The following is a 17,642-nucleotide window of genomic DNA, read 5'->3' on the forward strand; positions in this document are numbered from 1 at the left end:
TCATCTACACCTGTTTTCTTAGCCGCATCTACTGCATCTTGAGCTGTTTTAGCTGCTGTTGGTGTAGTTGCTGTATCAGGTTGTTCATTGATTTTCGCTAATTGTGCATCAGCTTTATCTTTTGCTTCATTCTTAGCTGCTGTTTTTTCTTCATCAGTTAAGTCTGGACGAGCATCGATTTCTTTATTTTTAGCTGTTAACGCATCATTAATTGCTTTCTTAGCTGCTTCTTTTGCTACTGGAGTTACATTTGCAACTGCTGTAGTTCCATCTGCTTTAGCTTTATCAACTGCTGCATTTGTAGTTGCATTATCAACTGCTGCTTTTGCTACATCTGCTTGCGCTTTTGCTACTTCTTTAGCTTTAGTTTTCTCTTCTGGAGTTAAATCTGTGCGAGCATCGATTTCTTGGTTTTTAGCTGTTAGCGCATCGTCGATTGCTTGTTTAGCTTCCGCTTTCTTAGCTGCTACTGGATTTACAGCTTTAACATCTGCTACACCTTTATCTTTTGCACCATCTACTGCTGTTTGAGCTTCTGCTGCTTTTTCTGGTGTTTCTGCGATGTCTGGCTGTTTGTTAATAGCGTCTGTTGCTTCGTTTGCTTTATCTTGAGCTTCTTTCTTAGCTGCGTCTTTTTCTTCTTTCGTCAAATCAGTACGAGCGTCGATTGCTTTTTCTTTCTTAGCTAACTCATCAGCGATTGCTTTCTTAGCTGCTTCTTTAGCTACTGGATTTACTTTCTTAAGTTCATCTCCAATTTTTCCTGCTGCAGTATCAACATCCGCATTAGTTTTTGCTGCATCGACAGCTTCCTTAGCTTTATCAGCTGCTGCTTTTGCTGCTTCTTTAGCTTTAGTTTTCTCTTCTGGAGTTAAATCTGGACGAGCATCGATTGCTTTGTTTTTCGCTGCTAACGCATCGTCAATGGCTTGCTTAGTTGCTGGTTTCTTAGAAAGTACAGGATTATCTGTTTTAATCTTGTCAGTTCCTGCTTTTTCTACTTTATCTAACTCAGGTTTAGTTGTAGCAGTAGAGTTAGCAATATCTTCAAGAGCTTTAGCTTTATCTGCATTTACTTGCTCGATTGCTTTATCTTTTTCTTCTTTAGTTGCTTCTGGGTTATTGTTAATAGCCTCAATTTGTTTCTCAGCTGCTTTATTAACCTCATTGATAGCTGGTTGTTTATCTAGAGTTACAAATTCTGACAATGGTTTTTTATCTGTAGAACCGTCTGTGTATGTTACTACAAGATTTCCTTGGTCATCTTTTGTTACTGAGGCAATCTTAGCCTTAGCATCTGCAGCATCTACAGTTTTACCTTTTTTGTCAGCTAAGTTAGCATCATCATTGTTATTAGAGTACTCAATTTGTAGTTTTTCTTTGATTTTCTCTAATTCTGCTTCTGTTACGTTAGCTGGATCTGTTACAGCAACTTTTTCAGTTGGAGCTGCAATGTCATATTTAGATGTTTGGTTTTTAACGATGAACTGAACATATCCTGGTTTTTGTTGACGTACTGCATCATCAGTTGTAGCGTCATAGTTTTGACCTGCTGGGAATGAGCTTGCATTATCATTGTCATTAGCAACAACAAAACTTGTCCATTGGTTTGGAGCTGTAAGTGTTGTAACACCTGTCATCTTGATAGTTGCTGTTCTCTTATCGTCAGATACTTTTCCTTCGCCATTTGTAACTACATCGTTATCAATCTTACCTGTTGTAAATCCATAACCTGCAGTGTTATCATTTCCAACACCACCTGGTCCACGTAGGTACAAATCTTTAACTTCTGCATCATCTGAAGCTTTGAATGTTAAGTCAGTATTTTCACCAGTATAAACATAGATTTGTTTCTTATCTGGGTTTGAGTATGGAAGTTCTACTGTTGGTGCTGGGTTTGTACGTGCAAAGTCAGTTAATGGTTTAGTATCTTTAGAACCGTCTTTATAGGTTACTACAACATTGTTTCCATCTTTAGTGATGCTTTCAATACGATCATCTTGATTTTCTACTTCTGTACCTTTTTTATCAGCTAGATTTTTATCTGGGTTTTCGGTAGAGTATTGAATTTTAATATTTTTCTTAATCTCATTAAACTCAGCTTCTGTGACATTATTAGCATCTACTACAGGAACTTTTGTCTCTGGAGTTTTAATGTCATATTTTGCTGTTTGAGCTTTTAGTTTGATAGTGAATGAACCTGGGTCTTTCGCATATGAATCACTAGTTGCAATATTAGAAAGTTCTCTTCCATCAGTATCTGTAGCTGTTGCATAACGAGTTACAATTTTAAGTTCTTGATCTGGCTCTTTAGGGAAGGAACTTGCAGGAATTCCAGAGTTATCTTTTGAAATGTTCCCTTGAATTTTTACGATAGCAGGATTCTCAGCTGTTGCTACTGTTTCAGTAGAAATTTTTTCAACTGTTGTATTGAACTCATTATTCAATACATTTGGATTTGATGCATCTTTAACTGGCGATTCATTATTTCCACCACGTAAAACGTTTGCTGATGCTATTTTTCCTGAATCATCTGTAAATTTAATAGGAATTTCAAAATCTTCGTTTGCATACACGTAAACATCTTTTTTACCATCTAATGAGTATGGAATTTCAACTGTTGGAGCTGCGTTAGTACGGGCAAATTTAGTTAATGGTAATGTATCTGTAGATCCATCTTTATACGTTACCACCATATTATTATCTACTTTTGTAACAGATTTAATCTTGTCTGCTTTATCGTCAACATTTTGACCTTGTTTCGCAACTAAGTTAGCATCTGTATTCGTTTTAGAATAGTGAAGTTTGATATTAGCATTGTTTGCACCAACTAGTTTCTTAAACTCTGCATCTGTTACGTGATTAGCATCAACTACTGGGAGTTTATCAGCTTCGTTTTCAGGTGTTGTAACATCATATTTTTGAGTTTGTGGCTTAAGCATGACACGGAAGGCACCTGGGTCAGTTGCATTTCTTGCACTTCCTCCAATTTCTCCTCCATCAGCATCTGCAACTCGTAGGAAACGCCATCCTAAAGCTACTCCTGGAGGATTTTCTCCTCTAGTCGCTGCATTTAAATTGTCTTGTGTAAATGTCCCTTCAGGTGCTGGTCTACCTGAGTAAGTAATTACCGCTGGATTTGCATCTGTTGCTGGCGTCTCAGTAGTAATAGTATTCGCTGTGTATCCATATTGAGTACTAATTTTATTTGTCTCACCCGGAACTGTAGCAAATTCTTGGTTACCACCTTGTCTTAATGTTGCGCTTGAAATTTTTCCGCTATCATCTTTGATTTTAATACCAAATGAGTTTTCTTCCGCACCGTAAACATAAATTTCTTTAGCCGCTGCATCAGAGAAAGGAAATTCAGCTGTTGGTTTTGCGTTTACACGTGCGAAGTCAGTTACTGGTCTTTCAGCTGTTGTACCATCATTATAAGTAATAACAACTTTATCACCTTTTTGAGTAACTGTATCAATCTTACCGTTAAGGTTGTTTCCGTCACCTGCTTGTAATCCAGCTTTAATTTTATCTAATTCTGCTTGTTGAAGTTGTGCTGGGTCAGCTACCGCAACTTTATCAAAGTTTGCAGCTTTATTTGCTAAATCTTCTGTGTATTTTACGTTTTGTGAACGAACTTTGAAGAACACTTGATATGCTGGATCAGATGCACCTTCGTTGTCGATTTCATTGTTACTTGCATCTTTAGCACGAACTTTACGTGATACTACTGTTGAACCATTAGGCCATGGCTTACCATTAAGGCGTGGTTGTAAAACCCCTGTAACAGAAAGTGTAGCTGGTTGGGCAGCTGTGGCAGTTGTTTCACCATCAATATTAGAGTTATTTAATCCATAACCTATATTAACGTCTTTTCCACCTCCCATTTTTTGCATCCAACCTTTAACAATCTTACCGCTGTTATCTGTAATCTTGATACGGTCAATAATCTTTGTTTCTTCTGTTGGAGTTACCCAGAAAGTTTGAGATGCTGGATCATCATAGTCAATTGATACTTTTGGTTTTTCTGTATCAGTTTCCGCACGGAAAGCATTATTTTTGTCTAATTCTTTACCGTTACGAGCATCATTAGATCCTGTGTTTTCGATTGAGTTAGATTCTGATTTTTTCTCAGTGTTTTCTGCTGTTTTACCTACAGTTTCTTTACCTTCAGTTGTATCTACTGCTGGAGTTTCTTTTTTCTCTACAGGTTTGTTTTTTAATTTAGAGTTAACTGTAGTGACAAGTTTGCTGTAAGCTTTTTTGAGTTCAGCTTGAGTAGTTGCGTTCGCTAATGTAGCTTTTGCAGATTCTAGTTCAGCTTTTAATACTGCAACACTTTCCTCAGTTTTGTTATCGTAAGAACCGTTAGAAAGTTTTGTTTCAATTTCTGAAATATAGCTTTCAAGTTGGGTCTTGTCCAAAGCTGGAGTTGCTGGCGCAGCAGCTGTGTCTCCAGGTTGGACAGGTTGGATTTGATCCGCTTGAACAGATACAGCTCCATTCCCTAAGAACATGAAAAGAGCAGCGACAGCTACACTAGCCGCCCCAAAACTATATTTACGGATCGAGTAACGAGTGACGAGTGACCTTCTCACGGTGCAGACGTTCAACACGACTCATAGATGGTTTGTTTTCCATTATTTTCTTTTCTCCTTTTGTAAGGTTAATTAATTTGATTTCCACATGACACCTGTATGTAGAGATCTACAATTTACATTTTATCTTATTTTCAATATATATACAAATGATTTGATTTAAAATTTTCGCAAAAAAAAAAAAAAAGCGTTTTGGGAAAGTAAGGAATTTTCAGATAAATTAGTTTTGTATATTTTCTTGTTTTTGTAAATAAATAATTCACATGTTTTTATAACAAATTTGCTTTTGTTTTAATTCCATTCACAAAGATAGCGCATTCATAAAGGGTTAGTAGAAAAATAAATAAGTTTGAAGGGTGAGACAAATTACTTTTGCACTGCAAAAAAAAAATTATCCGTAAAACATATGAACCAAAAATAAAACATGCTACCTCATTTCGGTAACATGTCATCGTTTTCTACTTACAACAAGGCCTCAAACTCAGAGACGGTCATACCTAATTGCTCACTCGCAAATTCGGAAGTTAAAGCATGTTGGCGAACCATGTCTAAGAAGGCAAAGAGTTTCCCCTCTTCCCTTCCTTCAACTTTCCCGCGCTCTAAACCTTGTTCAATACCTTCTGCACGACCACGTTCAAGACCACGTTCTAAGCCTTTTTCTTCAGCTTGTTCCAAGGCATAGTCATGCGCTAATAAGGCTTGTTCTTCGCGCATACGTAGTTGACTAAACATTTTCCTGTCCTCCTCGGACCAGCTCTTGTAGTCCAGCAGTTGATCTGCCTGGCTGATGGCTCGCTCGGGTTGCTGGGTAAAAGGTTTGTTCCCGAAAAACTCCAACCACGGTTTACGAACCTCGTCTTTGCTGGTTTCTCTGTATTTTTTGAGTTCCAAGAATGCCATCTTGACTAGATGGTGTTCCTGTCCATTGTTTGTGATTGTCTTAATCTTTCAATAACGCCTCAAACTCAGCGACAGTCATACCCAATTGATCACTTGCAAATTCGGAAGTTAAAACATGTTGGCGTACCATATCCAGAAATGCAAAAAGTTTCCCTTCTTCCCTTCCTTCAACTTTCCCACGCTCCAGTCCCTGTTCAATACCACGTTCCAATCCCTGTTCAATCCCTTCCGCCCTAGCAGTCTCCAAGGCATAGTCCTGCGCTAACAATGCTTGTTCTTCTCGCATACGTAGTTGACTAAACATTTTCCTGTCCTCCTCGGACCAGCTCTTGTAGTCCAGTAGTTGATCTGCCTGGCTGATGGCTCGCTCGGGTTCTTGAGTAAAGGGTTTATTCCCGAAAAACTCCAACCACGGCTTGCGAATGCTATCTTTGCTGGTTTCTCTGTATTTTTAGGTCTTATTTATGATGGTCTTTCAATAGCTCCTCAAACTCAGCCACGGTCATGCCTAATTGCTCACTCGCAACCTCAGGTGTTAGAAGACCTTGACGTACTAGATTTACTAAACCTACTTTTAATCCCTGTTCAATGCCTTCTTCTCGTCCTTGTTCACGACCCTCTGCACGACCACGTTCTAAGCCTTTTTCTTCAGCTTGTTCCAAGGCATAATCATGTGCTAACAATGCCTGTTCTTCTCGCATACGTAGCTGACTAAACATTTTCCTGTCCTCCTCGGACCAGCTCTTGTAGTCCAGCAGTTGGTCTGCTTGGCTGATGGCTCGCTCGGGTTCTTGGGTAAAGGGCTTATTACCGAAAAACTCCAACCACGGCTTGCGAACCTCGTCTTTGCTGGTTTCTCTGTATTTTTTTAATTCCAAGAATGCCATCTTGACCAGATGGTTTTCTTGACCATTATTTGTGATAGTTAAGACTTCACCTGTCGTGTCCTCTCGCATACTAAAGCTGTGAAAAGCCAAGTCATCTTGGAAGTAGTTGCTGTCCACAATAGCAATAGCATAAACTGGTGCGATGTGTTTGTAACTCTGGTGTGTATCACCTTCTCGTTGACGAATTTTTTCTAGGTTTTGATTGACCTGACTGCACAGGTAAGCCCACAGGCGATTGATGAAAAAATTCTGATGATGAACTTGAATTTCAATAATTACTTGCGTACCATTATCCAATTCCGCCAAGACGTCTATACTGGTATAGAAATCCTGTGCCGAGTAAGGCATGGAAGGCAAGACATGAATATTGCTTCCCTCCAAAATGGTCACATTTTTGGCTGGTAAATCCAACATATCGCGAATAAATTGACAAGTGATTTCTGGATTGCTAAAGATTTTCTTAGCTACCAAGTCATTGGTTGGGCTAATGCCCGGATGTCTTAAAGTCATCCATTTCCTCCTTCTATTATACCATAGTTTTAAATCTAATTTTGCTAGATTCGATGGTTCTATCTATTTATTCGAAAAGGAAATGAATTGTGAAGATATTTTATCTCGTTTCAACTAAAATATGAGCTTGATCAATCAGCTGTCCATCAATAGTCAGATTCAGATAGAAATCCAAGGTCTTATCAGCAGCAAAATACAGGGTTGGTAGACACAAATCTTTTTTGCATTCCCCAGCTTGGAATTGAAGAACTTGAATTTCGTCCTGATAGGCGACACCATGGACACCTGTCCCCGGTTGAATCGAAATCTTAGCCTCCAAAGGAGTATTACTTTCGCTACGTTCAATCCTAAAATGAAGAGTCTCTCCCTTTGTCACAGCTAGACTTTTTTCTGCAAATGCTAGCCCCTGAACAACTTCTGTTTTTGATAAGCTAGGAGTTTTATAGAGTGAAATCTTGGTCAATATAGGTAAATCCTGTGACTCTGTAATCATCACGCGCACCTTCTGTGCCTCTACTAGCGGACCTCGCAGGAGACGCTTATGACCAACTGTAAAGCCTGTACCAAATTCTTGCCAGACGCCATCCACCTCTACTTGCACATGAAAAGCTGCGATTCGTTGGCCCAGCTTCAAATCTTCTCTTAACTCAATTACATCAAAAGTTTTAGGTGACCCTAACTCAAGTTCTAACTGGATTGGCAAGCCTACGTCGCTTGCCCAAGAGCTGGTCTTAAGGCCATCTGTCAAATAGTGACAGGCAAAGTCTGCGGAAAGAACAGGACCAGACACCTTAGCTCCCAGAGCCAAATCTTCTTTATAGAGCTCATTGCGATAGGCCGCAAATTCATAAAGTCGTTCAATATCCTTTGTGTCAAATAGCCCATCTTGATTCGGCGGAATATTGAGTAATAGTGGAGTTCCCCGACCCACCGAGTGAAAGTAGATTTCGACCAACTCCTCGAGAGACTTAGGATCCTGATCCTCATGGTAGAACCAGCCTGGCCGGATGGAAACATCTGCCTCTCCGATTGAAAAAATCGTGCCCGAGGGATCTCCGTGCTGAAGATAGTCCAGCTCTGCTTCTGTTCCTAGTTTATCAGGATTCACCTTTTGCCATAGAGGATCACCTGCATACCCTCGTTCATTGCCAATCCAGCGGATACTAGTGCCTTCTGTTGAAAAAATCAAGCAATCGCCCTGCAGTTCGCGAATGGTTTCAAACCATTTTTCAAATTCATAATTGATCTTTTGAGCGCCCTCTCCTCTGGCACCATCCATCCAGACCTCAGCAAATTTTCCTGCATTACCATAGGCAGGATTTGATAAAATCTCCTTCAGCTGAGCCAGATAATAGGCATTATAGTCCGCTTCTCGGTCCACATGATAGAGGGGGCTGTGGGCATCCCAGGGTGATAGGTAGACCCCCATATCCATATCAAACTCTGTGACAGCTTGGGATACTTCAAGGAGCAAATCCCCCTCCCCATTCCTCCAAGGACTGGCCTTGACCGAATAATCTGTATGAGCTGTCGGATAAAGGGCAAAGCCATCGTGGTGCTTGACCACCAAAATCAACTTCTTAAAACCCGTTTCCTTGAGCACGCGAACCCACTCACGCGCATTTAACTGTGTCGGGTTAAAGCGTACAGGATCTTCCTGACCTGTCCCCCATTCCTGGTCATAAAAGGTATTGGGCCCAAAATGGATAAAGGCTGCTAGTTCATCCTCTAAATAAGCTAGCTGTGCCTGACTAGGCAAGGGGCCATGCGGTTTTATTTCTCTTACCATACTACTTCCTATCTACATTTTTCTTTACTTTTTTGGCATGTACTTGCAATTCTGTTAAGGCTAGGGGACTGGTCAAGCCTTCAAATCGAAGACGAAGGGCATAAGTCTCCACCTTGTCAAATTCAAAACGAAGCTCTTCATCCTTGTCGCTTGAAACTTTTCGGATAGCTGATACAGGGCGCCAATTCTCCTCTTGCTTGAGCAGGGAATCCTTATTCAAATGATTTGGAGTCCGAGGTAAGCTAGGCTCATTCCCTATGTAATAATCAATAAAGGTCGGCACAACAACCACATATTCTTGATTTTCAACATAATACAAGGTCAGGTTATCCACAAATCGCGGTTTTAAAATCCCTGCATCTCCAAACAGAATACCCACGCTGGCTTGCTCTGACTTGGCAATCCAAGTATTGGCTGTCGATTTTTTCCGAGAAATGACCTTGTCATTGAGGTAAGAGGCTGGATGATTTGGCTCTGAGTGGGAAGCAAAGACCAGAGGCAGGTTGGACCCTGTCCACTGATTGGAAATAACTTCTCCATCTACACTGGCATCTGTCACATGAATGGTGACTGTTGCTGCCAACTCACAGCCCACTACCTGTCCTGTGAGTACACTTTCTCCTACCTGAGCATAGATTTGAGGCTTGAGTTCATCCCAAGTAACCTTGGCCGTATCTCGTCTGCCATCTGATAAGACTAGCTTAACCCGGTCTGGTAAGTGTGGAGCTTCCTTGACAAGCGTCCAAACCCTTTCAGGCTCAATAGCGCAAATCCCTTGGACACAAACCTGAGCAAAAGCCTTTAAATCCAGACCCTCTAGCTGACCAGATACCGTAAACTCATGAAATCTTGCCAAATCTTCTTCAGGAATCTCCTCCCAAACAACCTTGACTCGTTTTGCACCGCCTGACTCATAGTCTACCAAGACCGAAGACGGAAGCTGTGGATAAGTCCCCCTATCTGTATATAAACGAAGTGGTCGTACAAAAACTGCTTGCCCTAGTGAGCTATTTTCTACTACGTGCAGGTGCATTTGATAGGTTTTCCCCTGATAACTAGCGCAGATAGCCAAGCCCCCTGCAGACAAACAATGAAGCACTCCCTGCTTGATAATGGCGTGGGCACTACCACTCGTCTCCCAAATCACTTCACTATTCCCCACCTTGTTCACAGGGTTATCCACAGTTTGTGGATAAAGTCCAATAGCTGGGGAAGCCCCTTCTTGTAATCCTGCCTGCTTGTCCACTCGAATCTCAAATAAGCGCTGATTTTTCACTGGCTGGCAATCAAAAGCCTCTCCCACTAAGAGATCAAAACTTGCTGGCTCTAGCCCTCTAGCACTAGCTTTTACTCTAACTTGGCCTGCCTGCTCCAAGCTCTGAACTAAGAGGACACCTCTGCCATGAAAGGCTTTCCTCTTAAACCGACCATTTTTCTGAGCCTTGTAACGTTCACGACTGGCCTGCCTGCCGTTATCCACACCTACAATGCGAGCAGGACCTTCAATTTGAAAATAAAGTTGATTGGAAGCAGTAGGCACCCAATTTCCATCCTTGTCCAATACATCAAAATAGAGATAGAGGAGGTCTTGCCCATCTTGCTCCAGTTGTGATTTCTCGGCATGTAACCCGATTTTGGCTGGCTTACCTGCAGTCACCACCCTATCTTCTGCCACAATCTGACCTTGATGGTCATAGGCCACAGCATGCAATTCTCCTGATTGATAAGCCAAGCGCCATTCGAGATAGAGTTGGTCAGAACCTTCTCCCTCTTGGTATTTTCTGCCATCTGAAGTCCATTTTCCCTGAAAAGTCTTTCTGCCTTGGGATTTCCCATTAAGAAATAACTCTACAGAACCAGCATTTGAATACACCCGGACAGGGATATTCCCATACTTATCCACAACTTGTTGATAACTCTTGTGGATTTCCCAATTCCAGTGGGGCAGTATATGAACCATGGGATGCTGATCTAGGTCCAACCACTGACTTTGATAGAGATAATAGTCATTTTTAGGAATCCCTGCCGTATCCACGATCCCAAAATAGGAACTCTTTACAGGCGTGTCATTTTGATTGTGCCAAGGAGTCGGCTCACCGATATAGTCCACTCCTGTCCAGATAAACTGACCCGCATAGTCTAACCGATTTCTATCTGCTGTCCAAGAAGCCGTCGCCGTCTTCCCCCAAGGAACTCGATCATTGCCATAGTCTGACTGTTCAAAATTACGAACGCGGCGATTATCCCCAACCCATTCCTTATCTGGACGAAAATAGCTGTCACGCGTCCGTGTCGCTGATGAGGTTTCAGACCCGTAAAGTCGCCACTTGGGATGTCTTTTGAGAATCCCATCAATGTTGTCTTCCGAGTAATTCAAACCCACCACATCCAGCAAATCAGCAATCTTTTCATGACCTCCAGAACCATCTCCAAAGCGGAATTGATCCATTCCCATGGTCACAAAACGACTATCATCCACTTCCTTTACCCTTTCTAGCAAGCGTTTGATAGTCTTCAATGAATGAGCATCGCCATTTGCTTCGCTGACTTCATTTCCTAAGGACCACATAAAAATCGCTGGATTATTCTTGCCACGCTCAATCATAGTGCGCAAATCATAATCTGACCAGAAATCGCCTGCTTTCGCTTCTGGATGAGTAGCTTCTTCCTCAAAAAAGCGACCATAGTCATATTCTTTCTTGCCTCCATACCAGGTATCAAAGGCTTCTTCTTGGATGAGTAAGCCCATTTTAGCAGCCACATCCAGCAAAATGCTACTGGCTGGATTATGGGTGATTCGGATTGCATTGACACCCATTTCCTTCATCTGGCACAATCGTCTCTCAGCAGCTGACCTATTTTCCACAGCTCCCAGAGATCCATAGTCATGGTGCAAACAAACCCCGTGAATCTTCAACCAGCGACCATTTAGAAAGAAGCCCTTATCCGCTTGCCAATCCATATAACGGTAACCAAAGGTCTCCTCTTTTTCATCAACTAAAATGCCATTTTTGTAAAGGTGAGTCTTCAATTGGTAAAGGTGAGGATGATCAATATCCCAAAGCAAAGGTTGGAAAATTGATATGGCTTGTTTGAAATGATGTTTTTCCCCAGACTCAATCATTACAGAATCAGTCGCCTGCCAGTCTGACAGCTGTTGTCCATCATACCAGATACTCTGTTCCAAATACACCGACACGGACTGAGGTTCGTCATTTGAAACCTTACTTTCAAGCTGAGTTTCCACCCATCCATCTCTTTGTTCCTTGAGCTTGGGACTTCCTATCCTAATCCCATATAAATCCAGATGCACCAAATCTGTAATCAACAATTTTACTTCTCGGTAAATACCGCTACCAGAGTACCAACGACTGCTAGGTTGCTGATTGTCCACAAAAACCGCAAGCTGGTTGGCTGTCCCATCATTTCTTAGATAAGGCGTGATATCATAAGAAAAGGGTGCATAGCCATTGGGATAATAGCCCAGCACTTGTCCGTTAATATAGACTTGGGAATTCATGTAAACCCCGTCAAACAACAAACGCACCGAAACAAGACTGGCATCTTCTTCCAAGTAAAACTGCGTCCAGTACCAAGCCTGACCCCCGTTTAACTGACCACCCTCATTTTGCGCTGGCGAATACTGGTCAAAATCATTGTAAATACTCCAGTCATGTGGCACTTGAATAGCCTGCCAATTTTCCCTCTGAAAATCCGGTGCCAAGGCCTCTTCTTTACCCATCTCCTGGCTAAAAAACCAGTGATTTCGTAAAACTTCTTCTCTTCTCATACAAGCATTCCTCTTTAAACGACTCGTTTTACTTGACTATAGCACAAAACAAAAGCGCTTTCAATACTTCCTCCATCACTCCCTAAATCCTCAGAAAAGATTCTATAATTTGTGGAAAAGTCTGAAAATCATTCCATGTTCATATAAACTGTCATTTTCAAGAAACAAGGTCATACTCTTCGAAAATCTCTTCAAACCACGTCAGCGTCGCCTTGCCGTAGGTATATGTAACTGACTTCGTCAGTCTTATCTACTACCTCAAAACGGTGTTTTGAGCAACCTGTGGCTAGCTTCCTAGTTTACTTTTTGATTTTCATTGAGTAGCAAATCTGACAAGAACCAAAAAACACCTCTCTGAATGTTCATTCCAGAGAGATGTCCCTTTTGTCTTAGCTATTGTAAATCGACTGTCTAAAGTCATCTGAATCTTTAAGATAAGCTTTATAAATCGCTTGTTTCAGTTTTTGCACTGGAGTTTCAATAAACTCAAACTTTTTAGCCGTTGTATTTCCTGCTTTTATCTGTTTCAACTCCTCTTGGACAGCTTTCTGCATCAATTCACTTAACTTCTGACTTGTCAGACTTATTTCCTGACCTTCATATTGGATTGTCAAAGGTTTCAATTGATCAATCTTAGCTACTCTTTCCTTGATCTGTACTTTTTTGAACTCAGCATAGCTCTTATCACTCAACACTTTATTGAAAATGTAAGTATCAGACAACGGCTTGTTTTCAGCCTCTGCTGCTTCTTTAAACTGATTTGACACATAAGGAACAAATCCTTCATAATAGCCCAAAGCAGCCATCAATTCAAAGGCTTGTTTTCTAAAGGTGATATCCCCACTCATACCAGAGTCATTTTGACTAACCCCATAAATAGTATCAAACATATCAACGGTATAATAACCATTTGCTGCAATTTTACCTTTATCTGAAAAACCAGCAATGATATAACGATTGACCAGGATATGATTGTCAATCAAACTATCAATATCTGTCAATTTTTTGGCATCTTCTAAGGTCAGAGCTTGAATCTCCTCACTCTTATGAGTCGGTTTAACTGCTGTATTACGGTAATCTACCCAAGTTCTAGGACCTGTTGAAGTGATTGGCGTTATTTTTTTGAAATAACTCATCTTGTCTTCTGCAGATAAGCCTTTACTTGCCTCTGCTTCTAGATAATCTAGAGTATAAAGGACATCAAAACTTCCCTTCATGTAAGATTGCAAATCTTCTGCCGTTTTAAATCGATCAGGTGTTTTATTGTAAAATCCATTCTTATCACTTTCATCATAGACAAAGTTAAGATTGAAATAAGTATCCTTTTCTGGATTATAGGAGTTTTCAAAAATACCACGCGCATAAAACTCTGCTCCTGTACCATCTCGACGACCGTGATTATTAAACAAGACCGTTCTATCCAGTAAGTGCGTCATTTCATGAGAATAAGTAGCTGAACCTCTATCATCCAGAACCCTATCTATAAAGTAACGGACACCTAATCCGTTAGCCTCAGCTCCCACCTTACTTACTGGAGAATAGTAATTCATAGGAGTCATAAATTGGTCGACTCCCTTATCAGCTCCATTACCAGTAGATGGTGACCAAGTGCTATCAATCTGGGCATTCAGATCACTTGTATATTTCTTCATCGTATCAATAATCAAACGATTTGTCAGCAACTTATCACGATTTTCTGGTTTTGTTATACGATAAAGAGTATCAACATAGTTGGCTTGTTGTACAGCCGCCTTTTCAATTAAAGACTTGACTCTATCAAGCTCAGCCTGATACTTAGTTGGATTAGACTGGGCAAGAGAAGTATCTATATAGGAACCAATATTACCATAAGTAATCGTCGCCATATTACTAATCACGTAAACATTTGGTTCTTTCACATTCAAAAGTCCCAAAATAGCAGCCATATTGGCTTCTTGTTTACGAGGATCCTTTTCCCCAGCTGTCAACTTGCTATACAACCCGACATGCGCTGAAGGATTTTCCTTAGATGGTTTTTCAACAATCATAGCTTGGCTAGATTTTTTAAGCCAGGTATCCGCATCATCTGACGTAAAGAGTTGGCGATTGCTGTCTAAAAATTCCTTCAAACTAGCCTTACCTGTAATAGTAGATAAATATTTTGTAAATGTTTGAGGACTATTGGTCAATTTCATCTCTTCATAAGACATGGATCCTAATTTTTTCAAACTATCCAAGGCGGTCATTGTCTTATTGCCAAATGAACTTGGATTAAAGGCCAGAATATCACGAATATTCGTGTCCCCAAATTGAATATTATAAAAACGATTGATATAAGACAGTCCCAACAAAATCTGCTCTTTGTATTGCTCAAGCTCTTGTTTGACCTTGCTGCGATTTTCAGGGGTATCTCCTATAATTCCCAATGTATGCGAGGCAATCTTTTTGAAACTTGACTCAGCTTGCTTCTTCGTCTGATCAAAGATTTCTTGAATTGACAGTTTTTGAAGATACTCTGTGCGCAACATATCTTTGACTTCTTGGTCAGTGATATTTGGGTGTGTTTTTCTGAGCGCAATTCTCTTTGTTATAATATCTCGAGGATCATAGACAGGCTCCAACTGTTCTTTTAGTTTACTGTCATTTAAGAAATCAACTGATCTCGCGCTTGTGGTCAGAGCAGACACATCCACAGCATCTTCTCTCTCACTATTAGCTGGAAGCAAGTGTGGTTTATCCTCCTGACTACCAACTAAAACAACTCTCGGTTTCATTGGCTTTGTTATTTGACTCACTTCTTGAGGATTAACCAATTCACCAGTTTGTTCATTGATAGCGTAGGTTCTGGTAAGTGTATTCTCACCAACTTCTCCTTCAGATGCTATCTTTTCTATATTTTTAGCAAGTGACAAATCCTCTCTTCGCTCCTCAGTAACAGCAATCGGTTGTATTACTTTTTCCACATTACCAACTTGAATCACTTTATCAACTGCTGGATTTACTTGTCTAGTAGTCTCAGATACCGTCACCTGACCTGTTGCCTTATCTAATTGATAACTCGTCCTAGTTTCCACCGAACCATCACGCCCTGCAACCGCTACTTTCTCTTGTCTGAACTCCAAAGCAGGATTCACCTGGTAGATTGTTTTATGAGATAGGACAGTAGTTTCAACACTCGGTTTAGTTCCAACTTCTACAACTTGATCAACTTTGTTAACTACTATTTTGACAGTTTTATTCTCAGAAATATTTCCACTTGCTTGATCTTTAGTATAGGTAGTAGTAACTTGTTCTTGTCCCTCAACACCTGAAATTTTTACTCTTGTAACGCCGTGGTCTAGTTCCTCATTCTTTTCATAAACGGTTTCATAAGGAACAGCTTTGGTCTCCACTTTGGTCTGAGGAAGTTGAGTGTCTTCTTTATATTCTGGGAGAGCCTCCTGTATCTCAGGCTCACCGGAAACGCCACCCTCATAAGAGGGAAGGGACGGTTCCACCAAGGATGCACCGGAAACACCGCCTTCATAAGAGGGAAGGGACGGTTCCACCAAGGATGCACCAGAAACACCGCCCTCATAAGATGGAAGGGACGGCTCTACCAAGGACTCGCCGGGAACGCCACCTTCATAAGATGGAAGAGACGGCTCTACCAAGGATTCACCGGAAACACCACCTTCATAAGATGGAAGAGATGGTTCTACCAAGGACTCACCGGAAACACCGCCCTCATAAGACGGAAGAGACGGCTCTACCAAGGATTCACCGGAAACGCCACCTTCATGAGACGGAAGAGACGGCTCTACCAAGGATTCACCGGAAACACCACCTTCATAAGATGGAAGAGACGGCTCTACCAAGGATTCACCGGAAACACCACCTTCATAGGATGGAAGAGGTGGTTGGACTTCTGGGGCTGTACTTATGCCATTTTCTTGAGGTTCCTTCTCTTTTGTCCCGACCAAAATCACCTGAGTAACTGGTTCACGAAGCACTTCTCTCCCTACTTCATTTCGCGTAACAATACCATCGATAATCCTTACTTCTGTTAAGATTCGTTCTTGTCCCTTGGCACCTTCTATAGAAATTCTTTTTTCTCCCTTCGCCAGAGTTGGGTCAGACTGCAATTGAGTTTCAAACTCTATCTCCCCTACCCTAACTTCCAGTTCTGGCTTGTCTTCAATAACAGTTTTCATTCCTTCATCTGGTACTTTTTTAGACTCAATACTCATACTTTTTTCAGGAGTTGGATTTAAAACAGGCTCAACTGCGTAAGATGGTTGAGGAGATTGCACAAGATCTTCAGTCGAGCTAAAATGAGATGCAGTCTGTGGTACAATCTTCTTAGACTGAGATTCTGAACTTTCCTCCTTTTGAGATAATGCTGGCGATTCTACCTTATCAACAGAAAGTTCCTTGCTACCACTATCTCTTACCAAATAATATCCCGTAAATTCATATCCTTGGACTGTTTCAGGACTTGGTAAAAACTGACCTTCTACTCTCTTAACAAGGGCTGGTTGCAATTCTACCAGATTTTCGAAAGCAGAGATGGATGCTCCCCAGCCACCAACAGCAAAGACTGTCACAAGGAAGTAAGACGCTCCCTTTTTTCTCTTGATTAAAGTAAAGGAAAGCAATAACAATCCTGCTCCCAAGATAAACATCCCATCATTAGAAAACAGACCTGTTTCTGGTAATCTTGTAGCTAATTTTCGATAGATAAAATAGTATTCTTTTCCCTCTTTTACCTCAATCTTATTTTCTTCAAACCATTGCAACTCAGATTTCAGCTTTTCAGATAAATCCTGCTCATCCAAATAATGACTTGAAATTAGTGTTGAACTCGTTTCTGTAGCCTGTACAGGTTCAGCTCCCATACCAGCAAAAAATAAACTCGTTCCTAGCAAGACCGAGCAAGCTCCTATTGTATATTTCCTCAAAGAAAAACGCTGCTTTCTCTCAAATTGAAATTCTTTCATCCCATATCCTATCATTCATTATTACTGTATATTTAGTATATCAGAAATAGTTTGTATTCACAAATCTTTCTAGTTATTCCCTTATCATTCCAAGTTAAGGGGGACAACATACAATAATTTTTATTTAAATGTATATCAATGTTCTTTGTTTTTCTTAACAAAAGTAATGTAAAAAGAGCCTGTCGCCAAGCTCTTTGTACTCAATGAAAA

At 40.8% G+C, this 17,642-nt stretch carries 5 protein-coding genes and 2 pseudogenes; all 7 read right to left on the reverse strand.

All coding sequences use genetic code 11. The features are described 5' to 3' along the window. Positions 1–4,598 (reverse strand): DUF1542 domain-containing protein (locus KV696_RS08585; protein ID WP_309147685.1); only part of this gene is annotated, 4,598 nt, incomplete at its 3' end. Positions 4,599–5,060: 462 nt separating this feature from the next. Beyond that, a pseudogene (locus KV696_RS08590) lies at positions 5,061–5,546 on the reverse strand (RpnC/YadD family protein); the annotation flags it as partial. Further along, positions 5,539–5,949: pseudogene (locus KV696_RS08595) on the reverse strand (Rpn family recombination-promoting nuclease/putative transposase); the annotation flags it as partial. The pseudogenes KV696_RS08595 and KV696_RS08590, both read right to left, overlap by 8 nt. 7 nt (positions 5,950–5,956) lie before the next feature. Then, positions 5,957–6,895: an Rpn family recombination-promoting nuclease/putative transposase gene (locus KV696_RS08600; protein WP_219967431.1), complete on the reverse strand. Its 939-nt coding sequence runs from the start codon at positions 6,893–6,895 to the stop codon at positions 5,957–5,959. Positions 6,896–6,995: 100 nt separating this feature from the next. Further along, entirely contained in the window at positions 6,996–8,684 is a 1,689-nt protein-coding gene (locus tag KV696_RS08605) for an alpha-L-fucosidase (protein WP_219967432.1), read from the reverse strand. Position 8,685: 1 nt separating this feature from the next. Beyond that, positions 8,686–12,474: a glycoside hydrolase family 2 TIM barrel-domain containing protein gene (locus tag KV696_RS08610; RefSeq protein WP_219967433.1), complete on the reverse strand. Its 3,789-nt coding sequence runs from the start codon at positions 12,472–12,474 to the stop codon at positions 8,686–8,688. 389 nt (positions 12,475–12,863) lie between these two features. Continuing rightward, the gene (locus tag KV696_RS08615; protein WP_219967434.1) at positions 12,864–17,432 is read right to left on the reverse strand and encodes a ZmpA/ZmpB/ZmpC family metallo-endopeptidase; all 4,569 of its coding nucleotides are present in this window, start codon (positions 17,430–17,432) and stop codon (positions 12,864–12,866) included. Positions 17,433–17,642 lie beyond the last annotated feature (210 nt).

This window comes from Streptococcus humanilactis, assembly GCF_019448275.1.
Classification (GTDB): domain Bacteria; phylum Bacillota; class Bacilli; order Lactobacillales; family Streptococcaceae; genus Streptococcus; species Streptococcus humanilactis.

What these genes read in the sequence shown, in the direction of transcription:
- KV696_RS08610 (WP_219967433.1), bottom strand. Translation starts at nt 12,474, where the DNA reads ATGAGAAGAGAAGAAGTTTTACGAAATCACTGGTTTTTTAGCCAGGAG.
- KV696_RS08605 (WP_219967432.1), bottom strand. Translation starts at nt 8,684, where the DNA reads ATGGTAAGAGAAATAAAACCGCATGGCCCCTTGCCTAGTCAGGCACAG.
- KV696_RS08600 (WP_219967431.1), bottom strand. Translation starts at nt 6,895, where the DNA reads ATGACTTTAAGACATCCGGGCATTAGCCCAACCAATGACTTGGTAGCT.
- KV696_RS08615 (WP_219967434.1), bottom strand. Translation starts at nt 17,432, where the DNA reads ATGAAAGAATTTCAATTTGAGAGAAAGCAGCGTTTTTCTTTGAGGAAA.